Origin of the sequence: Yinghuangia soli (assembly GCF_021502675.1) — a bacterium.
In the GTDB taxonomy this organism is placed as follows: Bacteria; Actinomycetota; Actinomycetes; order Streptomycetales; family Streptomycetaceae; genus Yinghuangia; species Yinghuangia soli.
Genome location: NZ_JAKFHA010000009.1, coordinates 61430 through 86055 on the forward strand (window position 1 = coordinate 61430; position 24626 = coordinate 86055).

Below are 24626 nucleotides of genomic sequence, written 5' to 3' on the forward strand. Positions count from 1 at the left end.
CAGGGGCGCGGTGCGCCTGGGGCGACCGCGGCGGAAACAGCCGGTGACGCAACGGAACGGTCAGGTGCCGTGCATGCGTCGGCCCGACACCGGCCGGACGCGAGATCGGCACACCCCGAAGCGGATGCGGTTCCCGCCCGGAACGCGGCACCGCCGCCCCGGAGTTGCCGTGTACTCCGGGACGGCGGGCGCTGGGGGAGCGTCGTCAGGCGGTGAAGCCGTACGTCGCCTTGATGCTGTTCTGCGCGGCGGCCCAGGTCAGGAAGTCGACCAGGTCGGTCGGGGCGCCCGCGGTCTTGTAGACGTTGTAGACGTCCCGGTTGCCGATGAACGCCGGGCTGGTCGAACCGGGCGCGGTGCCGTCGATGTTGCCCAGCACGAAGCCGTTGCGGGCGTCCGCGACACCGGTCACGGCGCTGTTGGACTGCGCGGTCCAGGCGGCCTTGGAGTAGGGCAGGATCGCGTTGTTCTTGTCCAGTGCGGTGACGGCGGTGCCCTTGTTCTCCTGCACGACCTTGGGCTGCGTGGCGCACAGGTTGCTGCCGCCCAGGACGGTCGGGTCGAAGCCGAGGACCGTGGTGAAGAAGAAGTCGCGGGTGCCCGAACCGGACTGCGGGACGTAGCGCACGATCGTGCCGCTGGTGCCGCCGACCTGGTTCCAGTTGGTGTAGGTGCAGTTGTAGATGCCGCGGAGCTGCGCGAGCGTCAGGTTGTGCGCCGCGGGCGCCTTGCCGCCGGCCGACGACGGGACCGCGGACCACGACACCGCGTCGCCGCCCAGCCGCACCGCGGTCAGCGAAGCCGCCTCGGCAGGCTTCAGGGCGCGCGACGAACGGGCGTAGTCGATGCAGCCGTTGGTGTCGGCAAGCAGCGCGTTGATGCCGGCGCTGGAGCCGTTCGGGGCAGGAGTGCCGGCCGAGAACGTCACACCGGGGCAGCTGCCCGCAGCCGGAATCGAACCGGACGTGGCACCGGCGTTGATGCTCGTCCAGGAGTGCGCCGGGTGGGTCAGCTTGTACTGGTTGGTCAGCGCCTTCATCACGTCCTGCGTGGTGTCGGAACCGACGCCGGCGTACTTGTCGGCGTGCGCGGCACCCGCCGAGACGGCCAGGAGCATGGCGGTGGCAGCGGCCGCCGCTGCGGTCGCGAGCTTGCGGATCATGGGAGTTCCCTCTCTGGGACATCACAGGGATATCGAGGAAATGCCGGTGCTGCTGCGGAGCGTGGACCTCCGTCGCCGGAGCGACGCCGACAACACTCGCGGCCCGCGCACCGGCCCGGCGTGACCGTGGCGGAAACGCTCGATGTCCCACATGTCCGGGGCGGAAACGGCCCGCCACCGGACGGAACGGGCAACGGAAGATGACGCGTTCATGTGCGGGAAGAAACGGCTGGGTGAGCACAACCACCCGGTACTGGACGGGAGTTCGGCGGACCTGTGAGGTGGTGTTCCGGTAGCTGCGCCAACCGGGCAGGCCGTCGCCCCGACATGGCCGGCCCGGACGACCGACGACCGACCGGAGTCGACGTGCCCGCCCTGTTCCGCGCCCGCCCCTGGCATCTGCCCGGCGTCCTCGCCGCCGTACTCGCGACCGTCCTCGGCACCGTCAGTGCGGTGGCGGTGCTCGGCAGGCCCGCGGCCGCCGCGGACGGGCCCGGCACCGGGCCGAAAGTCACGCTCTCCGCCACCGCCGACCTGGTCAACCAGCGCATCCTGGTGCGCTGGAGCGGATTCATGGCGAACAGCTACGCGCTCGGCATCTACCAGTGCAAAGGCCCCAGGCCGACCGCGCTCGGCTGCGACGGCGTCAACGTCCAGGAGTCCAACCCGGACCGCGGCGACCGGCCGCCGGGCACCATCCACGGGCACGGCGCGCAGTACGGGCTCACCGGCAGCGCGGGAGAAGCCTGGTTCCGCATCCTCCCCAAGGAAGACCGCTCGTTCCTGGGCTGCGACGACGTCGCACCCTGCGGCGTCGCGGTGGTGCTGCGGCCCACCGTCGCCTCGACGGCCGAGGACTTCACCCCGGCGAACGTCGGGTTCAGCGTCGCCGCGGGCAACGTGCCCACGGACCGCGAGTTCTCCGTCGCGGTGGCTGCCGGCCAGGCCGCGTACGCGCCCATCTCTTTTGCCGCGGCCAGTGCGACGTGCCCGGACAACCGCACCGCGCTCCGGCTCGCGGGCAACGCCGAGCACAGCATGGCCGGGCAGTCGTGGACCGGCCGGCTGTGCCGCCAGGCCCGCCCGCTGACCGCCACCGTCGCCGCCACCAGCAGCCCCGAAGGACGCGCGGCTTTCCGCGAAGGACTCGTGGACGCGGCGGTCACCACCCAGCCGATCGGCGGCCCCATCGACCAGGCGCTCTCCGAGCAGCCGACCACGCTCCCCGGCCGCGGCGCCGGCGAAGCCGTGTACGCCCCGCTGACCAACGGCGCCCTGGTGTTCGCGATGAACATCGAGCGCATGGACCCGGGCATGACCGGCTACACGGCGATCGAACCGGTCAACCTCACACCCCGCCTCGCCGCCAAGCTGCTGACCAACGCCTACAGCACCTCGGCCCGGCACATGAGCGGCAGCCGGCCGACCGTGCCCGTCAGCACCGCGCCCGGCGTGCCCCCGACGTACCGCATGGTCACCAGCCTCTACGAAGACCCCGAGTTCCTGGCCGCCAACCCCGGGCGGGTCTGGCCGGACCTGCCCCTGCACGCGCTCACCCTGCGCGGCGCGAGCGACGACACCCTCCACGAGCTGACGCGCTGGCTGGTCTCCGACCCCGAGTCGCGGGCATGGCTGTCCGGGACGGTCGACGAGGGCGGGCTGAGCTGCCCCGACGTGTGGCGGATCGGCGCGGCGGCCTACCCGTCGTCGCTGATCGTCAACCGGCTGGAGGAGTCGTACCTGACCTACCGGCCGGTGAGTTCCTACTGGAGCATCGTCGACAACCTGGTCCGCTCGCAGGGCCCCGGAGTCACGTCCGACACCCAGAAGCCCATCGACGCCGACCAGAGCGGGCGGCACCGCGTCCTCGCGGTCACCAGCTTCGAGGCGGCCCGCCGCATGCAACTCCCGGTCGCCAACCTGCGCAACGCCGCAGGGGTGTTCGTGGCCCCGACCGCCGAGTCCATCACCGCCGGGGTCAAGGCCGCCAAACCAGGGCCGGACGGCGTCACCCTCTCCAACGACTTCGCCACCGCGGACCCCAAGGCGTACCCGCTCACCACCACCGACGTCGCCGCGCTGCCCACCAAGAACGTGAGCAAGGACCTGGCCGCGGCCGTCGACACCTACCTCGGCTACGTCGCCGGACCCGGCCAGACCCCGGGCCTGCGCAGCGGCGAACTCCCGCCCGGCTACGCCCCGTTGACCGACAAGCAGCGCCAGCAGGCGGCCAACGCCCGGGACGCGGTGCAGCGCGCCGCGAACACCCCGCCCGCCACGACGCCGCCGCCCGGCACCACCGGCTCCGGCACCGGCGGCGGCCAGGGGACGGGCTCCGGGTCGACCGGTACGACCTCCGGTTCGGGCGGCACCAGCGCGGGCGGAACGGTTGCGGGCGGCGGCACCGCGAGCGCCGGAGGTTCCTCCGCGACGCCGAGCGCCCGCCCTTCGGCGAGCGCCACGCCGCGCCCGGAGGCACGCCCCGCCGCCGCGGCCCCGAAGCCCGACACCCTGCCCGCGGCCGTCGCCGAACGCCTGCGCGACGCACTCGACGGCGACCCCGCCGCAATCCTGCTCGCCGTCCTGATGGGCGTCGCCCTCGCGTCCGGCGCCGCGTCGCCCGTGCTGCTCGGCATCGGATGGCACCGCAGGACGGGCCGATGGCCGCCGCCCTTGCCCGCGCTCGCCCGGGCCGTACGCCGTAACCGCCCGGCCGGAGGAGCCCGATGACCGCCCCCGGCCTCGCCCCTCGCCCGACTGCCGATCCGGTGCCGGACCCCTGCGCGGAAGCCAAGGCCGCGCGGGGCGCCTGGGACCCCTTCACCGTCGCAGGCGTTGCCCTCGCTCTCGTCCTCTTCCTGCTGGCCGGGTTCGTCGGCTACCTCGCCGTCGTCTCCGACCTGCAGCAGGCCCGCAGCCAACGCGTGCTCCACGAGCGCATATCCGAGGACTTCCACACCGACACCGGCCCGCTCGGCGGTGCGATCCGCGAAGGCACCCCCGTCGCCCTCCTGGAGATCCCGGCCCTGGACCTGCGCCAGGTCGTCGTCGAAGGCACCACCGCCGACCTCCTCCGCGGCGGCCCGGGACACCTGCGCAACACCGCGCTGCCCGGCCAGCGCGGCAATGCGGTCCTGATGGGCAAGGCCTGGACGTACGGCGAACCCTTCGGCGACCTCCACAAGCTGCGCCGCGGCCAGATCATCGACGTGACCACCCAGCAGGGCCGGTTCGCGTACCAGGTACGCGAGACCCGCCGCGTCGACGAAGGCGACGACGACGTCATCGCCCCCGGCGGCCCGAACCAGCTGACCCTGGTCACCACCGACTCTTGGCTCGAACCGGACGGCCGCACCGTCGTCGTCGCCGACCTCCAAGGCCGCCCGCAGATCGCCGAGGCGGGCCGGCCCAAGACCGTGCGCGCCGACGAGAAGGGGACCGGCGGCGAATCCGGCGCGGGCATCGCCCTGCTGCTCTGGGCGCAGGCGTCGGTCGTGGCCGCCGCACTGGCCGCCTGGGCGCTGCGCCGCTACGACCGCCGCATCACGCTGCTCCTCGGCACGCCCGTCCTGATCGCCGTGGTCTGGGCGCTCTACGACACGGCGGCCCGCCTGCTGCCCGCGACCCTGTGACCCGCCGCCCCGGCGGAAACCCCGACCGCCCGCCTTAGGACGCGCCGAACTCCCGGCCGCCCACCCGCAACTCGTCCCCGGAGCGGAAGGTTCGTCCCGTGTCCACCGACACCAACGCGACCACCTTGCCCATCGCACCCGTCCCCGCATCCGCATCCGTGCCCGGCGCCCGGCAGCCGGGGCGGAGCTCGTCCACCCTGGAGGCCCGGGCGGTCAGCGCCTGGTTCGGCAGCCACAAAGTGCTCGAGCGCGTCGACCTGACCATTGCCGCCAACACCGTCACCGCGCTGATCGGCCCGTCCGGCTGCGGCAAGTCGACGTTCCTGCGGATCCTCAACCGCATGCACGAACTCGTGCCGTCCGCGCAGTTGGCCGGCGAGATCCTGCTCGACGGCCAGGACATCTACGACCCGGGCCGCAGACCCATCGACACCCGGCGCCGCATCGGCATGGTCTTCCAGAAGCCCAACCCCTTCCCGAGCATGTCGATCTACGACAACGTCGTGTCCGGCCTCAAGCTCACCGGGCGGCGCGGCATCGACAAGGACACCGTCGTGCAGTCCGCGCTCACCCGCGCCGGACTCTGGAACGAGGTCCGCAAACCGGCTCCGGCAGCCGGGCGGCTCGCTGTCCGGCGGCCAGCAGCAACGCCTGTGCATCGCACGGTCGCTGGCCGTCGACCCGGACGTCCTGCTCATGGACGAACCGTGCTCGGCGCTGGACCCCACCTCTACGCGGCGCATCGAGGACACCATCGCGGAACTGCGCGGCGAGGTGACCATCGTGATCGTCACGCACAACATGCAGCAGGCCCAACGCGTCTCGGACCACTGCGCGTTCTTCCTGGCCGCGGAGAACACCCCCGGCCGCATCGTCGAGTCCGGGCCGACCGCCGAGGTGTTCGGCGCCCCCGCCGACCCGAGGACGGCCGACTATGTCGCCGGCCGGTTCGGATGACACGGAGGCCCCGGGCGCGGTTCCGGAGCGCACCGCACGGTACGACGTCCACCTGGACGCCGAACGCCGTGTCCGGTGGCGGCTGGTCGCGCCCAACGGACGGGTCATCGCCCGTTCCGCCCGGGGCCACGCAAGCGCGGCGGCCTGCCGCGCCGAACTCGACGCGTTACGGTCGCGCGTCGCACTCCTGCGCCCTTTGACCGGGCGCGCGGACGGCGGTCGGGGCTGGTGCTGGAGCCTCGCGATCGACGGGGGACCAGTCGTCGCGGTGTCCGCGCGGACGTACGAAAGACTCGAGAGCTGCCAGATCTCCTTCGACCGGTTCGTCCGCGCCCTGGTGGCCGTCGCGCCCGGCGAGGACTGGTAGGGCATGTCTGGGGGATCTTGATACCCCTCGCGGCGCCCGGCACCGCACCTCGCGGCGTTGCAGGGCCTCGCGAGTACGAGAGAGTACGAGCTTCGGCCCTGCGCCTTGCGATGCACGGCACCGAACACCGCGAGGGGCACCAAGATCCCCCAGACACGCCCTAGTTCGCGGCGAAGCGGTGGGTTTCCGGCGCGGGAGTTTCCGCCACCCGTGCCGGATCCACTACGGTGCGTACATGGCCGATGACACGATGCTCATGAATGCCGAGGCGGCCGCCCGTGCGCTGCTCGACCGGCGGATTGACCTGATCCGCGAACTGACCGCTGCCACCGCGGAATTGGAGCCGCTGCAACGCGCGGCCGCGGAAGGCGAGCAGCGCGTGCTCAACGCGTGGACCGAAGCCCTCGCGGGCGGCTGGACCGCCGACGAACTCCGCGGGCTGGGCGTCCCCGAGCCGGACCGCAAGGCGATGGCGAAGAAGGCGCCGCCCAAGCCGCGTGCCGCCGCCCCCGCGGCCCCGCCGCCCGCTCCCGCTGCTGCTGCGCCCGCCCCTGCCCCCGCTCCGGCGGCTGCGGCACCCGAGGCGGACGCCCCGGACGACACCGCGGACGCCGGCCTTGCGCACGACGGCCCGGGGGAGAGCGCCGAGGCCGCGCCGACCCCCGACGCCGCGGATGCCGGTGCCGGTGCCAGTGCCGACCAGTCGGACGACGCCGCCGACCAGGAGTCCTGAGACCGCAGCAGCGGCCGCGCGGCGCACGCGCCACAGGCCGCCGGGACGCGGGCACCAAGCGTCCGCCCGCGTCCCGTACGACTGCTGCGCGGGCCGCCTCGGGCGCTCGTACGGCCATTGCCCCGATTCCGATAGCAGGCCCTGAAAACGCGGACACGGCAAACCCCCGACACCCGCCGCTGCGCGCCGAAAAGGGCAGGAACGCAGGCGGCCCCGCCCGGCACAATGGCCGCATGATCGGCAGACGGATCACGTACCGCATGGCGGACGGCCGGCGTATACCCGGGACTTGGCGGCACGCCTTCATCCGCAACGGCGGGACGCACTTCCTCACCGACCTCGTCGTCTACGCCGACGGACTGGTCGACTGCTGGGGCCTGGTCACGCTCGACGAGTTGGCGCAGCAGCTCCGCTCCGGCTGGGTCGCCACCGATCTCCCCGACGGCGGCAAGGCATCCGCGCACGGCCTTGCGGCCTGGACGTTCGCCGAGCCGCGCTCGTGGCTCACCCCCGAACTGCTGCTGGCGGAGATCCGGGACGACATCGACCGGCTGAACGGCCGTCCCGATGCGACAGGCCGCTGCCTGGCGGCGGTCCGCGCGTTCCTCGCCGACCGCACCGAGGAGAACCGCGCGGTCGCCCGCGAGGGGTACCTCGCCATCCCCGAGACCAAGCGCCACTACGCGCTGGGCGACATGGACAGCAAGGACTGGCCGCTCCGCGTCCTGGTGGCCGGGCCGGGCGGCCGGGTCGACGGGTGGCCCGACGACCCTGACAAGACCGTCTCCCCGGAGATGTACGACAGTGCCGTCGCCTACTTCGAGGACCGCTTCCGCCCGGCCGCCGAACGGCCCTCGCAGCTTCCCGAGGACGGGCCGCCGACCCCGCACGCCCCGGCGATCCACGTGTCCCACACCTTCCCCCGGGAACGCGTGGACGACCCGGGCACGATGGGGCTGCGCAACAACTACCCCGCGCCGATCGAGGTCGACGGCGTCACGTATCCGACGGTCGCCCATGCCTATTGGGCGCTCTCGGCGGCGGGCCCGGCCGCGCGGGCCGGGATCGCCGAAGCGGGCTTCGACGTGCACACGGTCGCCGCTGCTGCGGCGCGGCGCGAGGGTTGGGAGCATGTCCGCACCGCTGTGATGGCGAAGCTCCTGCGCGCCAAGTACGCCCGGCACGCCGACCTTGCCGCGATTCTGTTGGCGACCGGCGACGCCACCCTCCTCTACGACGACGTCGGCGCCGACTACTGGGGCGACAACGCGGGCGCCGGCCGGAACTGGATCGGCCGGCTCCTCGAACTGGTCCGGTCCGAGCTGCGGATGCAGCAGTACGGGATCTGACGGCGCATCCGGGTCCGCGGTCAGAACTCCTGCACCCAGGCCTGGATCACCGTGAAGTCGTCGTCGGTAAGGCCGACTTCGTCGGACACGGCATGCAGGAGGACGCTCGGGCCGCATTCCGCGGCCACCCAGTCGCGGTCCGAGGCCTCGATCTCGTCGTCGATCCAGGCGAACGGCCGCCCGGCGGCGTACGCGACGACCGCGCGCGTCTTCCAGTGCAGTCCGGCCGGGTCGGGGGAGAAGAGCGCGTCGCCCCAGTCGATGAACGGCAGGCGGGGCAGGCCCAGGACCGGTCCGATCATGGCGTTGGCCTGGTCCATCCACGTGGTGGCCCAGACGAGTTCGCAGCCGAGCGCGGTGAGGGCCGGGCCGTGCGCCGGGTTGAGGTCGACCCGCAGCGCCGGCGCCTCCTCGATGACGCCGCCGTGCCGCTCGACCCAGTTGCGGGGCCGCAGCATGTGCGACGCGTATCTCTCGGCGCACGGTCCGGGCTGGCGGCCGAACGGGTTCAGCGGCCCGTCGACGTCCAGCAACAGCAGTGGCCTGCGGGATCGGGAAGCTGTCACGTGGCGGCCTGCCCCCTCGGTGTCCACGCGTGTCCGGTGCGACCAGTGTGTCCTGCCGAGGCGGCCGGTCGGGAGGGGTGGCGGCGCGGGAGATTGCGGTACGGGACCGCATCCGTCACGCGCGCGCCGCAGGCGGCGTGGCGGTACCGGTCGGGGCGGCGGTGTGTGCGGCGATCTCGTCGACCACGATGTCCCACACCTGGCGCGGCGGCATCTGGTGGCCGGCACCCGGCAGCGCCACCAGCCGGGCGCCCGGGATCGCCGCGGCGAGGGCCTCGCCGTGCCCGTACGGGAAGAGCGGGTCGGCGGTGCCGTGCATGACGAGGGTGGGGGCGGTGATGTCGCCGACCCGCCCGGGGGTCTTGTCGCCCTGGTCCATGATCCAGTGGTTGGCCGCGGCGGCCGGGGAGGGGCTGCGGTCGAAGGCGCGGCCCGCGATGCGCCGGATCTCGTCCTCGTCGACGGGGATGGTGCCGGAGAAGTTGCGTTCGGCGGTGACGAAGTAGGCGAGGACGGCGTCGCGGTCGGACCAGTCCGGCCCCTCGGCCGGTTCCGCGAACAGCTTCGCCAGGTCCTCGCTCATCGGCGGCAGTTCGGTGCTCTCCGCGGAGCCGGGGCCGGCGAGCGTGGTGGACATGAGCGTGAGGGACGCCGCCCGGTCCGGGTGGGCGATGCCGATGTCCTGGGCGATGCCGCCGCCCATCGAGATGCCCACGATGTGCGCGGTGCGCAGGCCGAAGGCGTCGAGTACGCCGAGGGCGTCCGCGGTGAGGTCGTCGCCGGTGTAGCCGGGGGCGCCGACGGGATAGGTGGTCGAGCGGCCGGTGTCGCGGGCGTCGTAGCGGATGACGTAGCGCCCGCGGCCGGCGATGCGGTCGACCAGTTCGTCGTGCCACCAGTCCATCGAGGATTCGGCGCCCGCGATGAGCAGGACGGCGGGTGCGGCCGGGTCGCCGAAAGCCTGGACGGCGAGGTCGACGTCGCCGATGCGGACGGTGGTCTCGGGCGCGGCGTGGGTGTTTCCGGTCATGGCAGGCCTCCTGGGGAGTGGGCGTGCCCCCACACTACTTCGAAAATCGAAGTTCTTGCTACTCTTATCGAAGTAGAAGTTCCGACGGCGTGCTCCCCCTACCCTGCGAGGTCCTCATGGCAGCTCCGGCATCCCCGTCGCGCTCGTCGTCCGCTCCGGGCTCGGCGCGCAGGTCGTACGGCCAGGCGTGCCCGATCGCGCATGCGCTGGACATCGTGGGGGAGCGCTGGGCCCTGCTCGTGGTGCGCGAACTGCGCCTGGGCCCGCGCCGCTACGCCGACCTGCAGGCCGCGCTGCCGGGTGCGGGCAGCAGCGTGCTGGCCCAGCGCCTGCGCGACCTGGAGGCGACCGGGGTGCTGCGGCGCCGCACATTGCCCCCGCCCGCGGCCGCCAAGGTGTACGAACTCACCGAGTGGGGCGCCGAGTTGGAACCCGTCTTCGATGCGCTGCGGACCTGGGGCATGCGGTCGCCGGTGGTCCCCCTGACCGGGGAGATCACCGCGGACACGGTGTTCCTGGGCCTGCGGGCGTTCTTCGCGGCGACTCCGGAGACGCCCTGGACCGCGTCGTTCCGGTTCGTGCTGGAGCGGGACGTCTACCGGGTGGACGTCGTCGACGGCCGGCTCGCCGGGGTCGTCCGCGGCGACACCGCGGCGGCGCCCGACGTCGAGGTCACGGGCGACCAGCGCACCCTCCAGGCCGTACTGACGCACCAGGTACCGCTGAAGAAGGCGCTGGCCGCCGGGACCGTCGCGGTCACCGGGGGCGCGGCCGGGCCGGGACACCTGGAGCGCCTGGTCGACGCCCTGCCGCGGCGCGGCTGACCCGCGGGCCGACCCGCGGGCGGGCCGTCGGTCGGTACGGCACGCCCGCGGGTGCCGGGCCCCCTTCCGCAGGGTCTGTCGATCAGCCTGCGGCCCAGCGCGCGCGTTCCGCCGCGAAGGCGGACTCGCGGCGGGCGGTGAACTCCGCGGCCTGGCGCTCCTGCTCGGCGCCGATCAGGATGTTCGCCGCGGTCAAGTCGTCCCAGGTCAGCGTGGCCTCGCGGACCTCCAGGCCGGCGCGTCCGGCGGCGACGTCGGCGCGCAGCCGCAGCAACTCGTCGGCAGGCACCGGGCGGAACCGGAGCCGGTCGAAGAGGCGGAGCAGCCAGGGCGGTTCCTGTACACCGTCAGGAGGCGCGTCGGTGAGCCGCCAGACCGGCACGGTACGGCCGACCAGCTGATAGCCGCCGGGCCCCTCCATGCCGTACACGCACAGGTAGACCCCGCCGATGCCGACCGCGTTCTCCGGCGTCCAGGTACGCGCCGGGTCGTACTTGGTGGTGACCAACCGGTGGCGGGGATCGAGCGGGACCGCGACGGGCGCGCCGAGATAGACGTCGCCGAGCCCGAGGACCAGATAGGTGGCGGCTTCGACGACGGCGAAGACGTCGTCGCGGGTGCCGAGGTCGTTGACGCGCCGGATGAACTCGACGTTGTCGGGGCACCAGGGGGCGTCGGGGCGGACGCCGCGCTGGTAGCGCTGCATGGCCTCGTGCGCGGCGGGGTCGTCCAGCGAGATGGGCAGGACGACTTCGCGGACCGGGAGTTCGATGCCGCGCGGGTCGGGCAGGCCGGTCCAGCACTCGGCGATCCGCCCGGCGATCTCTTCGGCGATTCCGGGGGCGAGGCGGTCGTGCGGAGGGTGCGCGGGGTCGAAGGCGAGGAGCAGCGAGCGGACGCCTTCGACGGTTTCGGTGACCGCGGCGAGCGGGTTGCCGGGTGCGGTGCGGGCCGCGAGGGCTTGGGCGAGCAGGTGGATCTGCAGCCTTACGGTGAGGTCGAGGCGCGGTGGACCGGCCTCGACGAGGAGGTGGTGGTCGCCGGAGCGGCGTACCGCCAGCGCGGGCCGGAGGCCGTCGGCGGGCAGTTCCAGGAGGGCGGCCGGCCGGTCGGGCGCGGCCGCGGGGGAGTGGTCCGATGAGTGCCGGCCGTGTGCGGTGCGGTGGGCTGCGGCGCTTGCCGGGTGGGCGAGTTCGGCGGTGCGGGCGCGGTCGGCGCGGGCTGCCTCCGCGGGGGTGACGGGGACGAGGCGGACCCGGTCGTCGGGCCGGGCCTGCGCGAGTTTCCAGCGGTCCGCGCGGATGACCGCGGCCGGGACGACGAATCCGCCCAGGCTCGGGCCGTCGGGTCCGACGATGACCGGGGTGTTGCCGGACAGCATGATGCCGCCGACGGGATAGGCGCTGTCGTGGATGTTGCTGGGGTGCAGGCCCGCTTCACCGCCGTCCTCGCGGGCCCACGCGGGGGCCGGCCCGACCAGGCGTACGCCGGTGCGGTCGGCGCGGTGGTCGACGCGCCACTCGGCGGCGAAGAGGTCCCGGACGCCGTCTTCGGTGAGGTGTTCGGGGGCGCCGTGCGGGCCGGGGACGACGCGGAGTTCCCAGGTGTCGGCGAGTTCCGGGAGCAGGTCGGTGACGTCGGCGGGGGCGGTGAGGTTCTCCGCCGAGCCGACCGGAAGCGCGTCCCCCGCGGCGAGTGCCCGGCCGCCGTGCCCGCCGAACTTGCCGAGCAGGAACGTGGTGCGGCTGCCGAGGACGGCCGGGACGGCGATGCCGCCGCCGACCGCGAGGTACTGGCGCAGGCCCGGGCCGCCGGTGTCGCCCAGGTCGAGGACCTGGCCGGGGGCGACGACGGTGACCCGACCGGGTCGGACAGGGCGTCCGTCGAGCGTGGCGTGGCCGACGGCTCCGGTGAGGCAGACCAGGGCGCGTTGCACGAAGCGCAGGCTGGGGCCGCGGAGGACGGATTCGAGTCCGGCGGCGGTGCGCGGGTTGCCGACGGCGGTGTTGGCGAGGGCGAACGAGCGGTCGTCGAATGCTCCGGAGGGCGGGACGCCCACGCCCCACAGGCCGCGTCGTCCGTCGAGATCGACGACCAGGGTCTGGACGCCGGGGGTCAGGACGGTGAAGCCGCCGACCGGCGGCGCGGCCGGTGCCGTGCCGTGGGGCGCCGCCGGAGTTGTCGTGCGGCGGTCCGGCCCGGGCGGTGCGTGCGTGCGGGGGCCGGTGGCGACGGGGGTCATGGCGTCCACCCGATGAGGCGTACGGGGGTGGGGTCGTAGCCGTTGCACGGGTTGTTGAGCTGCGGGCAGTTGCTGACCATGACGAGGATGTCGCGCTCGGCGCGGAGTTCCACGTGCTTGCCGGGGGCGGAGACGCCGTCCGCGAAGGTGAGTCCGCCGTCCGGGGTGAGCGGCACGTTCATGAAGAAGTTGACGTTGTGCGTCAGGTCCCGCTTGCCGAGGCCGCGTCCCCAGGCCATGGCCTCGCGCACGAAGGTGGTGCGGCAGGCGTGCTGGTGCCGGGTGTGCTCGCCGTAGCGGACGGCGTTGCTCTCCTGAGCGCACGCGCCGCCCAGCGTGTCGTGGCGGCCGCAGGTGTCGTCGACGATCGTGGCGAGCGGGTCGAGCCCGGTGGAGAGCAGGACCGAGCCGGTGGTGAGGTAGACCGCGCCTTGTTCGCGGATGGTGTCGACGGCGCTGTAGCGGTTGGCGTAGTCGCGGGCGTCGAAGAAGAGCGTGTCGACGGCCTGGTTGCCGCACAGGTCGACGATGCGCAGGTGGGCGCCGGCCGGGAGTTCGCCGGTCCAGCCGGCCCCGGCGCCGACGGTGGCGTCGAACAGCGTGGTCGTCGCGGTGATTGCGGGTGCGGTCATGCCAGGCTCCTCTCGGTCGCGGCCAGCGCGCGGCCGGACTCCGCGCGGAACAGGCGAGCCGGGTCGTCGGGGCCCGGTGCGGGGACCGCGGCGACGGTGGCGCGGATGCGGGCCGGGGCCCAGGCCGGATTCGGGTCGAGCGGGTGCGGTGCGCTGGACAGGACCACCAACAGGTCCTGCTCGGCGCGGAGTTCGGCCCAGTCGCCGGCGGACGCATGTCCGGGGACGAAGGCGAGCGTGCCGCGTTCGTCGCCGTCCGGGACGACCTTGGTGAACAGGTTGGCGGTGGCGTGCAGGTCGCGGCGGCCGAGGCCGTGCTTCGCGAGTTCGTCGAGGAGTCCCGCGCGGGCGCTGCGCCGCCAGGCGTTGCGGTCGGCGGCGTAGTCGGAGGGTCCCCAGCGGGCGTCGAGATGGGCGTCGGTGCTATGCCCGGTGACGGCGTCGTGCCAGTCCAGGGACGAGCCGGTCAGGGTGGCCAGCGCGCGGCCCATGTCGGACATGAGGACGAGCGGCGGACGCAGGCAGGCCGACATCTGCGCCTTGAGAGTGTCGGGGACGTTGAGGCGTTCGAGGGGGTCGGCGGCCGCGAACATCAGCACGGAGACGTTGGCGCCGTCGTCGAGGCAGGTCAGGCGCAGGGCGCGGTGCCGGTTCAGGCGCACGGTCCAGGCCGCGCCCGCGGCGATGTCGTGGGCGTACGCGGTCACGAGGCGGCCTCCGCGGGGAGCGGCAGGACCGCGGCGCCGCGGGCGCGTTCGCGGCGCAGCAGCGCGTACGCCCCGGCACCGATGGCGAGCGCGCCGGCCACGAACAGCACGGCGAAGTACTCCAGGTACCAGTGGCCGCCGGCCGGGTCGTACACCTCGGCGCGCGGCCAGCCGATGTTGACCAGCATCAGGAGGCCGTACACGACCGCGCCCGCGTTGACGGCGATGCCGAACCGGCCGAGGGAGAAGCCGTCGTGCGCGGGCAGGCGGCCGCGCAGCCGGGCGGCCAGCAGCGGGAGGGTGACCAGCAGGTAGGCGCCGTAGACCAGGACGATCGCCACCGACGTCAGCGCGGTGAACAGCTCGGCGCGGCCGACGTTGACGAGCAGCAGCGCGGCCGCAAGGACGCCGATGACCAGGGCGGGCAGCACGGGAGTGCCGGTGCGCGGCGAGACCTTGGCGAGGCGTGCGGAGCCGGGCAGCACGCCGTCCCGCGACATCGAGAAGACCAGGCGGGTGGCGGCGGTCTGGATGGCGAGCGTGCACACGAACATCGCGATGGCGACGTCGACCAGCAGCGCCTTGCCGAGGCCGGTGCCGAGTTGGGCGGTCAGGACGTAGGGGAGGCCGCCCGCGGCCAGTTCGCCGTCCGTGACGCTGGGCGCGGCCATGAGCGCGCCGAGCAGCAGCAGGAGGCCCGCGACGCCGGAGGCGACCAGGGCGCGGATGATGGCGCGCGGTGCGGTCCGGCGCGGGTTCTTGGTCTCCTCGGCGAGTTCGCCCGCGCTGTCGAAGCCGTACATGACGTACGCCGCCATCAGCGCGGAGACCAGGAACGCGCCGAAGTAGCTGCCGCTGCCCTCGACGCCACCGGTGTCGGTGACCACCGACGGACCCCGCTCGGCGTGCACGAACAGCAGCGCGATCAGCAGCGCGATGCCGACAAGTTCGCAGGCCACGCCGACGCTGTTGACCAGCGACATGACCTTCACGCCGACCGCGGTGATCACCGTGGTGACGGCGATCAGGACGGTGCCCAGGAGGACGGCGTTGGTGGCGCCGTCCGACGAGGTCAGCGCGGTCTCGGTGCCGACGATCTGGAAGCCGGACCAGATGCGGGGGAGGACCACCTGCAGCGCGATGGCCGCGGCGGCCACCGAGACGATCTGCCCGATCAGCATGAGCCAGCCCGCGAACCAGCCCGTCACGCCCGTCGACAGGCGCCGCGACCACTGGTAGACGCACCCGGCGATCGGGTAGCGGGCGGCGAGTTCGGCGAAGCACAGCGCGACGAGGAGCTGCCCGGCGAACACGATCGGCCAGGTCCAGAAGAACGCCGGGCCGCCGAACGAGAACCCGAACGCGAACAGCTGGAAGACCGTGGTCAGGATCGACACGAACGAGAACCCGGCCGCGAACGATGCGAACGAGCCGAGCTTGCGGTGCAGTTGCTGCTCGTACCCGAACGAGGCGAGGTCGTGCGCGTCCGCGGCACCGGGCGCAGGGGGAGCCGGCGGCGGGCCGGACGGGGCGCTGATCGTGGTCATGGCAGGAGCCTTTCCGCGCAGGAGCCGGCCCCGTGGGGCGCGGCGCAGGGGTGGGCGCTGGAGAGAGCGGGCCGCGGCCGGGGCATAGAGGACCGGGCGGCGGCGGGCACTGCAGGAGATGCCGGAGCTGCGGGCGGCACGGCAGGACGGCGCCCGGGGTGCGGATCCGGGGCTGTTGCTGCGGCCGTCCGGAACACCGGTGCGGCGGGAGAATGCTGACGGGACGTCACGGGCGGCTCCCCGGGACCGGGATCCGGACATGCCGGATCGACCTGGCCTCCCGGGCTTTTCTCCCGCCGTGGAACGGGGCCTGGGCCCCGCCTGCGGCTCTCGGACCAGACCCGCCGGCACCTTCCGGTGCCGAGCGGCGGAACCCTAGCCGCGCCCCGCCGTCGAGCGGGTCGCGTCCCAGTACAGGGACGGCCTGTTTCCGCTGGCGCCCCGGCGTGTTGCCGCCGTGTGAAAGAGATCTGACGGCGCCTCGGATGCCGACACGTGTCGTACGGCGGTCGGGCCGGCGGGCGTCAGATCAGGTGCGGCAGGCGGCGCCGGGTCGACCCCGGGGTGGCGCGCCGCGGGCGCTGCAGCACCAGCGCGGCGGCGTCGTCCTGCAGCGGGCCGCCGGTGTGGCCGCGCAGGTCGCTGTACAGGTGCAGCACGATGTGCTGCGGCCAGGCCCGGCTCCACCCGGCCAGCCGGGCCGCGGCGGGGTAGAACCGGCCGTCCTCGTCCCGGGCTTCGCTGATGCCGTCCGTGGTGGCGACCAGCGTGTCGCCCGGCGCGAACGGGATCTCGTGCTCCACGTACCGCACACCGCCCGGATACAGCGGCGCCAGGCCGAGCGGCGGAGCGATGTCGGCGAGCTCGATCTCGGTCGACGAACCGTCCCGCAGCATGATGGGCGGCGTATGCCCGCAGGTGATCAGCCGCAGCGTGTCCGGATCGTCGAACGCCATCAGCAGCGCCGTCGCGAAGCGCTCCCCGGGCGGCCCGGTGCGTTCCGAGGTCAGCCGGTGGATCCGGCCCTCCAAGCGGGCAGCAACCTCGGTCAAATCCTTCTCGTGGTACGCCGCCTCGCGGAACGTCGCCATCAGCGCGGCAGCGGTGTTCACCGCCGGCAGGCCCTTGCCGCGCACGTCCCCGATCAGCATCCGGATGCCGTGCGGCCCGTCCACCACCGCGTAGAAGTCGCCGCCGACGAGCGTTTCCGCCTCCGCGGCCATGTAGAGGCTCGCCAGGTCCAGCCCGGGCAGCCGCGGTGGCACCGGCTCCAGCACCGCACTCTGCAGCGTCATCGCCACCGAACGCGCATGCCGCAGCTGCGCCTCGCGGCGCAGCCTCGTCGACGTCACCCCGTACGCCACCAGGCCGAGCGCACCGATCACCGTGACGTGAATGAACTTCGAGGTGACCGTGGTGGATTCGTAGTAGGTGACCAGCACCACCGAACTCGCGGTCGCGACGGTCGCCAGCGCGGCCACCTGCCGCTTGCTGCACACACCCGCGGCGGCCGGTGCGACGAGGCCCAGCGCCACCGCCCCCGGGATCGCCGGATCGACCAGCGCGTCGATCACCGAGATCGCCACGATCGCGGCGAACGCGGCGATCGTGGCCCGGCGGTCCCCGGGCGAGGGCTCGGGGCCGACCGCCCGGCTGTCGGCGGCGCGCCGCAGGCGTCTGAGGGTCATGGGCGTGCCTGTCGGTCCTGTCGGTCGAGGAGACGTCCCGTCGGGTGCCCGGACGACGGGCACGTCATGGTAGCCGGGACGGAGCCGCGAGCGCCCGGCCCGACTCCGTACGCCATGGGAAAGCCCCCGACCGACACCCGACCAGCACCCGAACAAGCAGAAGGGCCGCGGGAGTTGCCTCCGCGGCCCTTGTGGTGCGCGATACTGGGATTGAACCAGTGACCCCCACAGTGTCAGTGTGGTGCTCTCCCGCTGAGCTAATCGCGCGGGACGGACCTTGCGATCCGCGTCGATCCTACTACTCTTCCTGCGCCCCTCATGATCAGGGCCACCGCCTCGACGGTGGCCCGAACGATCGGGGTGGTGCGCGATACTGGGATTGAACCAGTGACCCCCACAGTGTCAGTGTGGTGCTCTCCCGCTGAGCTAATCGCGCGGGGAAGATCCTCCCGGCCGGAGCCGGTTCTCACTTCTCGAGGTGGAGACGGGATTTGAACCCGTGTAGACGGCTTTGCAGGCCGTTGCCTCGCCTCTCGGCCACTCCACCATGCGCAGGTCCGCGACCCGAAGGCCTTGGTCCCACGACTTCTTCCGAGCGGACGACGAGATTCGAACTCGCGACCCTCACCTTGGCAAGGTGATGCTCTACCAACTGAGCCACGTCCGCGTGCCGACCGTTCTGCGTTTCCGCTTCCTGGCGACGTGAAGAACTTTAGCGGAAACCCTGGCCAGCACAAATTCCGTTTCCACCGAACCGCCGCACCACCCTCCCCGCACCCACCTCCACGCGCGCCCGCCGCATCGAACCCACCCACCCCGCAAGCCCGCCGCACTCACCCGACCCCACCGCCCCCGCAGGACACACACAGCCCGCGCCGAGAGCAACGACCCCGGCCCAGACGACCCCTCACGCACCGACCGCGGGCGACGCCCCTCTCAGGCGTCGGCTGTGCACGGAGCGAGCGCGTCGTGGCGCGTCACCTGGCTTAGTGATGAGCCGCCCGCGCGGCAGTGCGGCCGTGGGAGTCGGGTACGTGCGAACCTTCGCGTGCTGTGCCGGCTTCGAGCGCCCGACACCTGCGCACCTCCGCCGAGCCCCCGCCGCATGCCGACCCGACGTTGCGCACCGCGCCGAGCGCCGCGTCGCCGGCGACGGCTACCCGGCCCGCCCATGTGCCCCTTTTGGGCAGCATGCATCGGCTGCGCCGACCTGCCACGGTCACTGGGTGCGTGCGCACCTACGGCAAGTCCCCTCCGCGTGCTGCGCCGACCGCGCGCGCTGCGCCGAGAGCCGTGTCGGCAACGGCGTCACCTGGCTCACTGATGCGCCTCTTGTGCGGAATGTGCCGCGCGTGGTCCCGGTTAGGCGACGCGCCTCTCGGACGGCGGGCATCGGCTGTGCACGGAGCGAGCGCGTCATGGCGCATCACCGGGCTTAGTGATGTGCCCGCCTGCGCGGCATTGCGGCCGTGGGAGTCGGGCACGTGCGAACTTTCGCGTGCTGTGCCGGCCTCGAGCGCTGCCGAGCGCCGTGTCGGCGACGGCGGGCCCGGCTGGGCGACGTGCCTCTCGAGCGGCAACTATCGGCAGTCCGCCTGCAGCAAGTCGCCTCAGCCTGTTGTGCCGACCTCGCGCGCGGCGCCAGCGGCAGCCTGCCCGCCGATGTGCTCCCAGCGCGCGGCATGCGGCGGTCTGCGGTAGGCACTGGGCTTGTGTGCACCTGCGGCAAGTTCCCTTTGCCTCCCGGCGGCCTCGCGCTATGCGCCGAGAGCGTCGTTGGCGGTGCGGTCCCAGCTTGGCGACGGGCCCCTAGCGCGGCATGCGCTGTGGGCGGCGGTGCGTGCGCGTGCCTGGGGTAAGTCCCGTTCGCCTTCTGCGCGGAGGCGCTCATGCAGAAGGCCCGGTCCTTGGGGGACCGGGCCTTCTGGGGTGCTGCGGGTCAGGCGCGCGGGGCGCCTTCGTCGGTCGTGGTGGGGGCCTCGATCGGAAGGATCATGGTCCCGGCCTCAGCCTCGGGCTCGGCCTCGCTCTTCGCCTCGGGTTCGGCGTCGGCCTTCGGCTCGGCGGTCTCGGCCTTTGCTTCGGCGTCGTCCGTGGCGTCGGCCTCTGCCTTCGGTGCTTCGGCGGTCTCGGGCTCGGCCTTCGGCTCCTCGGTGGCGTCCTCCTCCGCGGGGGCGGGCTCGGTGACGGCCGGGAGCACGGTGGTCGCAGCCGCGGCTGCAGGGGCCTCGTCCGCCGCCGGGGCGTCGGCTTCGGGCTCGTCCGCGGTGACCGCCGGGAGGACTGTGGTGCCCTCTTCGGCAGCCGGTGCCTCGTCTGCTTCCGTGGGCTCGTCGGCCACGGCAGGGAGGACGGCGGTCTCGGCCGCGGGGGCCGGGGTGGCGTCTTCCGCGGGAGCTTCTGACGGTGCGTCGGTGACGGCCTCGGCCTCTGCCACGACCTCTGCCGCGGCCTCGGGCGCGGCGTCGGCGGGCTCGTCCTTGGTGAGGGCGATCGGCTCGGCGTCCGGGGTCTTCGTCAGTGACGGGGCCGGGGCCTCGGCGAAGGCTGCGGGCTCGGAGTCCGGGGTCGAGTCGACCGCGGGCGGCGCAGGCGGCGCGGTCGGCGGAGCCGGCGGCATGGCCGGGGGAGCCGGCGGTGCGGCCGGAGCCTCGGCTGCGACCGGGGCCTCGGCGGCAGCGGGGGCAGCCGCCGCCGGAGCGGCAGCTGCGGCATCCGCGGCGACCGCGTCAGCGGCGGGGACCGCGTCGGCCGCCGGGACGGCCTCCGCCGCCGGGGCGGCAGCCGGGTTCGGGACCGCCGCGCCGGCCCACGCCGCCGCCGGGTCCTGGGTGAGGCCCATCGCCGCGAAGGCCTGCGCCTCGCGGGTGTGCTGGAACGCCGTGATCCTGCGGACCACGAGGACCGCGGCGACCGCGGCCAGGACCGTGAGGATCTGCAGCGAGCCGGTGACGTAGTCGGCGATCTTCAGGTCGTCGGCGTCGTCCAGGACGATGGTGTCCTCGGACGGGTACAGGAACGCGGACGCGACCGGCGCCCACATGGCGAGCACGAACAGCACCCACCAGATCCACAGCAGCGGCTTGCGGCCGGGCGTCGCACCTCCGCGCTCGGGGGCCTGCGGGTCGCTTGCCTTCCAGATGTCGTGCGCCATCTGCTTCGGGAACCACCACCACACGACCGGGCAGAACCAGCCACCGATCGCCCACCCGCGGGCGAGCTTCTGCGGGTGCTGGCCGAACAGGTCGGCGTTGGCGCGGGCCCGGTAGAACCAGATGACGAAGACCACCGCGGTGGCCAGCATCACCAGTCCGGTGAAGACGCTCGCGACCGCCACGAAGGTGTCCGCGTTGTCGGCCTCGCTCTGCGTCACCGAGCTCGGATCGTCCACCAGGTCGGCGAGCAGTGCGGCGCGCATGAAGTACGCCACGAGCGACACCACGGCGCCCAGCGCGGTGACGCCGAGCAGTATGTAGAGCGTGAGGGCCAGCCCGCGCAGCGCGCGGAACGGCTGCGGCGGCTGCCAGCCGAATCCGGCGGGCTGCGGGTAGGCGCCGGGGTACGCGCCCGGGTAGGCGGCGGCCGGGTAGGCCGCGGTGCCGTAAGGCGCGGCCTGCGGCACCTGGCCCGGGTAAGCGGCCTGGGCGGCGTACGGGTTCTGGGCCGCGTACGGGTTGGGCACGCCGTACGGGACACCAGGCGCGGCCTGGGGCGGCAGCTGGCCGCCCGGCGCATACGGGTTGGGTGCGGCGTACGGGTTGTGCGGGTACGCACCCTGTCCCGGGACACCCTGTCCGTACGGCGCCGCGGCGGGCGCCTGCGGAGCGGCCGAGCCGCCCACCGGTACGGGGGCGGCCGGAGGCGCGGCCAGTACGGTGCCGCAGTGCGAGCAGCGGTCGGCCTGGGTGGACCAGGTGCCGCAGGCGGGACAGAGCACGAAATGGAACCCTTCGGTCACACGCAGGCCGGGAGTGATCGGGACGCCTGCGTGACGGATCGTTCGCCGTCCGGACACCGACAGCGAAGGGGGTTTCGACACGTCGCCAACCCCCGTGACAAGGCATCATGCCGTGCCTTGGGCACTGCGGGAACGGGTGACCGGATCCCGATGTCGGGGCGCGTCCGTTCCCGATCACCATGTGTCCGGAACGTCCTTACAATAGGTGCCCGTCGCCGCTTCGTGCCGAGGACCGCCTCGGGTGCGCGGGCGGCGGTGCCCAGAGCCCGCCCGGACTCCGGATCCGACGACCTGTGGATCCCGTTGAACTCGCCTGTGAACGCGCTGTGAACGAACTCCCCGCCCTCGCCCACCTCGGCGGCCGCCTCGCGACCGGCCTGCGGGACGTCACCGACGACCCGGCCGCCCTGGATTCGCGCGGTTTCTGGGCGGTGGTCGCCGACTTCGAGGGCGGCGTGGTGTGTGCCCGGTTCGACGACGTGCGCGAGGCGCCGCTGCCGCCCGCGCGCTGGCACGGGCCCGCGCGCGAAGCCTGGTCGTCGTCGCTGGACGCGGACGCGTACCGCGACGGGGTCCGGCGGATCCGCGCCTACATCGAGCAGGGCGAGGTCTACCAGGTCAATTTGTGCCGCATGCTGACCGCGCCGCTGCCCGATCCGGACCGGGCGGACATCGCGGGGCTGGCGGCGCGGCTCGCGCTGGGCAACCCGGCGCCGTACGGCGGGGTCATACGCCTGCCCCGGCACGGTGTGCAGGTGGCCTGCGCCTCGCCCGAGTTGTATCTGCGGCGGCGCGGCACGCGCATCGAGTCGGGGCCGATCAAGGGCACCGGGCGGACCGAAGCCGATCTGCTGCCCAAGGACTTCGCCGAGAACGTGATGATCGTGGACCTGGTCCGCAACGACCTCGGCCGGACCAGCCGGATCGGCTCGGTGACGGTGCCCGAGCTGTGCGTGGTGGAGAAGCACCCGGGGCTGGTGCATCTGGTGTCGCTGGTGGACGGCGAGCTGGCGGAGGGGGCCGGCTGGCCGGAGCTGCTGGCCGCGACGTTCCCGCCGGGGTCGGTGAGCGGGGCTCCCAAGTCGAGTGCGCTGCGCATCATCGGCGAGCTCGAGCCGGTGCCGCGCGGCCCGTACTGCGGTGCGGTCGGCTGGGTGGACGCCGACCGGCGCGAGGGGGAACTGGCGGTCGGGATCCGCAGCTTCTTCGTGGCCGACGAGGGGCGCCGGCTGTGCTTCGGCACAGGGGCGGGCATCACATATGGTTCGGACCCGCAAGGCGAGTGGGACGAGACCGAGCTGAAGGCGTCCCACCTGCTCAAAGTGGCGGCCGGGGACGGGGAGACGGCCGGGGACGGGAACGAAGGAGCGGGGACGGCATGAAGACCTGGCTGGGCGACGCCACCGGCGGCGGACTGGTCCACGAGGAGGACGCCGCGGTCTCGGTGGCCGACCACGGATTCACAGTCGGCGACGGCGTGTTCGAGACGATGAAGGCGTCCGGCGGCGAGGTGTTCGCGCTGACCCGGCACCTGGAGCGGCTGACCCGTTCGGCGCGCGGTCTCGGCCTCCCGGACCCGGACCTGGAGATGGTGCGCGAGGCGTGCGCGGAGGTGCTGGGCGCCAATCCGCTCGACGGCGTGGGCCGGCTGCGCATCACGTACACCGGCGGTCCGTCGCCGCTCGGCTCGGACCGCGGCGGGGCGCCCGCGACGCTGGTCGTGGCGCTCGGCACGGCCAAGCCGCGCCCGGACTCCACCGCGGTCGTGACGGTGCCGTGGACGCGCAACGAGAACGCACCCACGACCGGCCTGAAGACCACCAGCTACGCGGACAACGTGATCATGCTGGCGTACGCGGCCAAGCGCGGCGCCTCCGAGGCGCTGTTCGCGAACACCGCGGGCATGCTGTGCGAGGGCACCGGGTCGAACGTCTTCGTCGCGGTCGGCGGCAAGTTGCTTACCCCGTACCTGACTTCGGGCTGCCTGGCGGGTGTGACGCGGGCGCTGGTCCTGGAGTGGACGGGGGCCGAGGAGGCCGACCTGCCCATGTCGGTCCTCGCCGAGGCGGACGAGGTCTTCCTGACGTCGAGCCTGCGCGACGTGCAGGCCGTGCACCAGGTCGACGACCGCGACCTCCCGGCGCCGGGACCGCTGACGCGCGCCGCGGCGGAGGCGTTCGCGGCCCGTTCGGCAGAGGACATCGACCCCTGACATCAGGCGCTGACATCGCCCCCGCCCCGACCTGCTGGTCCGGTTCCGGAGCGGCCCGCGCACGGCTCCTTCGCGTGCCCGGCCACGGCATTGGTTGACCCTTCCTCTCGGCGGGCAGCACCTCCTCGACAAGGGGATGTCGGGGCGCGGAGAAGGGGAGGGCGGCCAGGTGACGACGACACTGCGACCCGCGCCGGCCGGGACGCGGCCGGACGTCGGGACCGGGGACTGGTACGCGATCTGCGCCAACGGCCGGCCCATCGGCCGCCTGCATCTGGCCCCGGAAGGCCGCTGGGGCACCGGTACCGGCTGGATCGACCACGTCGAGGTGCTCGCCTCGCGGCGCCGCCGCGGGCACGGCTGCGTGGCGCTGCTGGCCGCCGAGGAGATCCTGCGCCGGGAAGGCTGCGGCCGCGTCGCGGTCGAAGTGCCCGAGGGGAACCTGCCGGGTCTGCGGCTGGCCGCGTCGCTGGGCTACGTCTTCGACAGCCGCTATCTGGTGGCCCGGGTGCGCGGCGGCATCGGCGCCGCCCGCAACCTCCCCGACACGCCTCCGGGCCTGCGCCTCGAACCGATGCCGGCCGCCGTCCACGAGGCGTGGCGGGCCGATGCGACGCAGCGCTGCGTGGCGCTGCTGACCGCGGCGGGCTGGGCGCCGCGGCTGGCCGAGACCCGGGCGCGGACGCGCCTGGAGGGCGGCGAGCAGACGGCGTACGCCCTGGTCTCCCGGGACGGCACGCGCACCGGCGTGGTGTGGCTCGACCCGTCCCCGGCCGTGCCGGGCCGCGCCGAGGTGCGGGCGGTCGAGGTCGCGGAGCAGTGGCGCGGGCGCGGGTACGGACGTCTGCTGCTGCGCACCGCGGAGCACCTGGCGTACACCGCCGGGCTGGGCGAACTGGGCCTGGAACTGGTCGGCCCGGTACCGGCCGCCCGGCACATCGCGGCCGCGATGGGCTACCGCACCCAGGCCCGCCACATGGGCAAGATCATCCTCTGACCGCGGCACCCGGATCCTGCACC

Annotated in this window: 19 protein-coding genes, 4 tRNA genes, 1 pseudogene and 1 riboswitch; of the genes and pseudogenes, 10 read left to right on the plus strand and 14 right to left on the minus strand. The window is 73.6% G+C overall.

Translation table 11 applies throughout. The features are described 5' to 3' along the window. Positions 1–205: 205 nt before the first annotated feature. On the minus strand, positions 206–1162 hold the full coding sequence (locus LZ495_RS17405; RefSeq protein ID WP_235053153.1) for a substrate-binding domain-containing protein: 957 nt from the start codon (positions 1160–1162) through the stop codon (positions 206–208). Between the two features lie 366 nt (positions 1163–1528). Here LZ495_RS17405 and LZ495_RS17410 point away from each other — a divergent pair, with 366 nt between their 5' ends. Both LZ495_RS17410 and LZ495_RS17415 read left to right on the plus strand, forming a co-directional pair. Beyond that, complete coding sequence (locus tag LZ495_RS17410) at positions 1529–3892, plus strand: substrate-binding domain-containing protein (RefSeq protein WP_235053154.1); 2364 nt, start codon at positions 1529–1531, stop codon at positions 3890–3892. After that, a complete protein-coding gene (locus LZ495_RS17415; protein ID WP_235053155.1) occupies positions 3889–4794 on the plus strand; it encodes a sortase in 906 nt (301 codons plus the stop codon). The genes LZ495_RS17410 and LZ495_RS17415 overlap by 4 nt, the downstream gene beginning before the upstream one ends. A gap of 34 nt (positions 4795–4828) precedes the next feature. Here the strand turns inward: LZ495_RS17415 and LZ495_RS17420 are convergent, their stop codons facing one another. After that, positions 4829–5107: a hypothetical protein gene (locus tag LZ495_RS17420; RefSeq protein WP_235053352.1), complete on the minus strand. Its 279-nt coding sequence runs from the start codon at positions 5105–5107 to the stop codon at positions 4829–4831. Here LZ495_RS17420 and LZ495_RS17425 point away from each other — a divergent pair. From LZ495_RS17425 to LZ495_RS17440, 4 genes and pseudogenes are all read left to right on the plus strand, one after another. Beyond that, positions 4992–5751, plus strand: a pseudogene (locus LZ495_RS17425) (phosphate ABC transporter ATP-binding protein). The gene LZ495_RS17420 and the pseudogene LZ495_RS17425 overlap by 116 nt on opposite strands. Beyond that, a complete protein-coding gene (locus LZ495_RS17430) occupies positions 5729–6118 on the plus strand; it encodes a YegP family protein (protein ID WP_235053156.1) in 390 nt (129 codons plus the stop codon). The pseudogene LZ495_RS17425 and the gene LZ495_RS17430 overlap by 23 nt, the downstream one beginning before the upstream one ends. 235 nt (positions 6119–6353) lie before the next feature. Beyond that, a complete protein-coding gene (locus tag LZ495_RS17435) occupies positions 6354–6851 on the plus strand; it encodes a hypothetical protein (RefSeq protein WP_235053157.1) in 498 nt (165 codons plus the stop codon). Between the two features lie 233 nt (positions 6852–7084). After that, a complete protein-coding gene (locus tag LZ495_RS17440; protein WP_235053158.1) occupies positions 7085–8200 on the plus strand; it encodes an NADAR family protein in 1116 nt (371 codons plus the stop codon). A 20-nt stretch (positions 8201–8220) separates the two neighbouring features. On the opposite strand, the gene LZ495_RS17445 is transcribed toward LZ495_RS17440, so the two are convergent. After that, entirely contained in the window at positions 8221–8766 is a 546-nt protein-coding gene (locus LZ495_RS17445; RefSeq protein WP_235053159.1) for an HAD domain-containing protein, read from the minus strand. 115 nt (positions 8767–8881) lie between these two features. After that, complete coding sequence (locus LZ495_RS17450; protein WP_235053160.1) at positions 8882–9796, minus strand: alpha/beta fold hydrolase; 915 nt, start codon at positions 9794–9796, stop codon at positions 8882–8884. Positions 9797–9912: 116 nt separating this feature from the next. On the opposite strand from LZ495_RS17450, the gene LZ495_RS17455 reads away from it, so the two are divergent. Continuing rightward, positions 9913–10620, plus strand: coding sequence for a winged helix-turn-helix transcriptional regulator (locus LZ495_RS17455; protein ID WP_235053161.1), 708 nt, complete (start codon positions 9913–9915; stop codon positions 10618–10620). 82 nt (positions 10621–10702) lie between these two features. Here the strand turns inward: LZ495_RS17455 and LZ495_RS17460 are convergent, their stop codons facing one another. From LZ495_RS17460 to LZ495_RS17510, 10 genes are all read right to left on the minus strand, one after another. After that, positions 10703–12862 carry a 5-oxoprolinase/urea amidolyase family protein gene (locus LZ495_RS17460; protein ID WP_235053331.1) on the minus strand — a complete coding sequence of 720 codons (2160 nt, stop codon included), beginning with the start codon at positions 12860–12862 and terminating at the stop codon, positions 10703–10705. Further along, positions 12859–13494, minus strand: coding sequence for an urea amidolyase associated protein UAAP2 (locus LZ495_RS17465; protein ID WP_235053162.1), 636 nt, complete (start codon positions 13492–13494; stop codon positions 12859–12861). The genes LZ495_RS17460 and LZ495_RS17465 overlap by 4 nt, the downstream gene beginning before the upstream one ends. After that, positions 13491–14201, minus strand: a complete 711-nt coding sequence (locus tag LZ495_RS17470; protein ID WP_235053163.1) for an urea amidolyase associated protein UAAP1 — start codon at positions 14199–14201, stop codon at positions 13491–13493. The genes LZ495_RS17465 and LZ495_RS17470 overlap by 4 nt, the downstream gene beginning before the upstream one ends. Further along, positions 14198–15748, minus strand: coding sequence for an amino acid permease (locus tag LZ495_RS17475; RefSeq protein ID WP_235053164.1), 1551 nt, complete (start codon positions 15746–15748; stop codon positions 14198–14200). Before LZ495_RS17475 ends, LZ495_RS17470 begins: the two co-directional genes overlap by 4 nt. 275 nt (positions 15749–16023) lie before the next feature. Beyond that, a riboswitch (guanidine-I (ykkC/yxkD leader) is annotated at positions 16024–16138 on the minus strand. Positions 16139–16272: 134 nt separating this feature from the next. Continuing rightward, the gene (locus tag LZ495_RS17485; protein ID WP_235053165.1) at positions 16273–17436 is read right to left on the minus strand and encodes a PP2C family protein-serine/threonine phosphatase; all 1164 of its coding nucleotides are present in this window, start codon (positions 17434–17436) and stop codon (positions 16273–16275) included. A 192-nt stretch (positions 17437–17628) separates the two neighbouring features. Then, a tRNA-Val gene (locus LZ495_RS17490) sits at positions 17629–17703 on the minus strand. Positions 17704–17797: 94 nt separating this feature from the next. Beyond that, positions 17798–17872: transfer RNA gene (locus tag LZ495_RS17495), tRNA-Val, on the minus strand. A gap of 40 nt (positions 17873–17912) precedes the next feature. Beyond that, positions 17913–17983, minus strand: a tRNA-Cys gene (locus tag LZ495_RS17500). A 47-nt stretch (positions 17984–18030) separates the two neighbouring features. Beyond that, positions 18031–18103: transfer RNA gene (locus LZ495_RS17505), tRNA-Gly, on the minus strand. Between the two features lie 1272 nt (positions 18104–19375). Continuing rightward, entirely contained in the window at positions 19376–21373 is a 1998-nt protein-coding gene (locus LZ495_RS17510) for a DUF4328 domain-containing protein (RefSeq protein WP_235053166.1), read from the minus strand. Between the two features lie 347 nt (positions 21374–21720). Here LZ495_RS17510 and LZ495_RS17515 point away from each other — a divergent pair, with 347 nt between their 5' ends. The 3 genes from LZ495_RS17515 (at position 21721) to LZ495_RS17525 (ending at position 24603) form a co-directional block, all read left to right on the plus strand. Then, a complete protein-coding gene (locus tag LZ495_RS17515) occupies positions 21721–22776 on the plus strand; it encodes a chorismate-binding protein (RefSeq protein ID WP_235053167.1) in 1056 nt (351 codons plus the stop codon). Then, entirely contained in the window at positions 22773–23606 is an 834-nt protein-coding gene (locus tag LZ495_RS17520; protein WP_235053168.1) for an aminotransferase class IV, read from the plus strand. The genes LZ495_RS17515 and LZ495_RS17520 overlap by 4 nt, the downstream gene beginning before the upstream one ends. Before the next feature lie 169 nt (positions 23607–23775). After that, a complete protein-coding gene (locus tag LZ495_RS17525) occupies positions 23776–24603 on the plus strand; it encodes a GNAT family N-acetyltransferase (RefSeq protein ID WP_235053169.1) in 828 nt (275 codons plus the stop codon). The last annotated feature ends 23 nt before the right edge of the window (positions 24604–24626 follow it).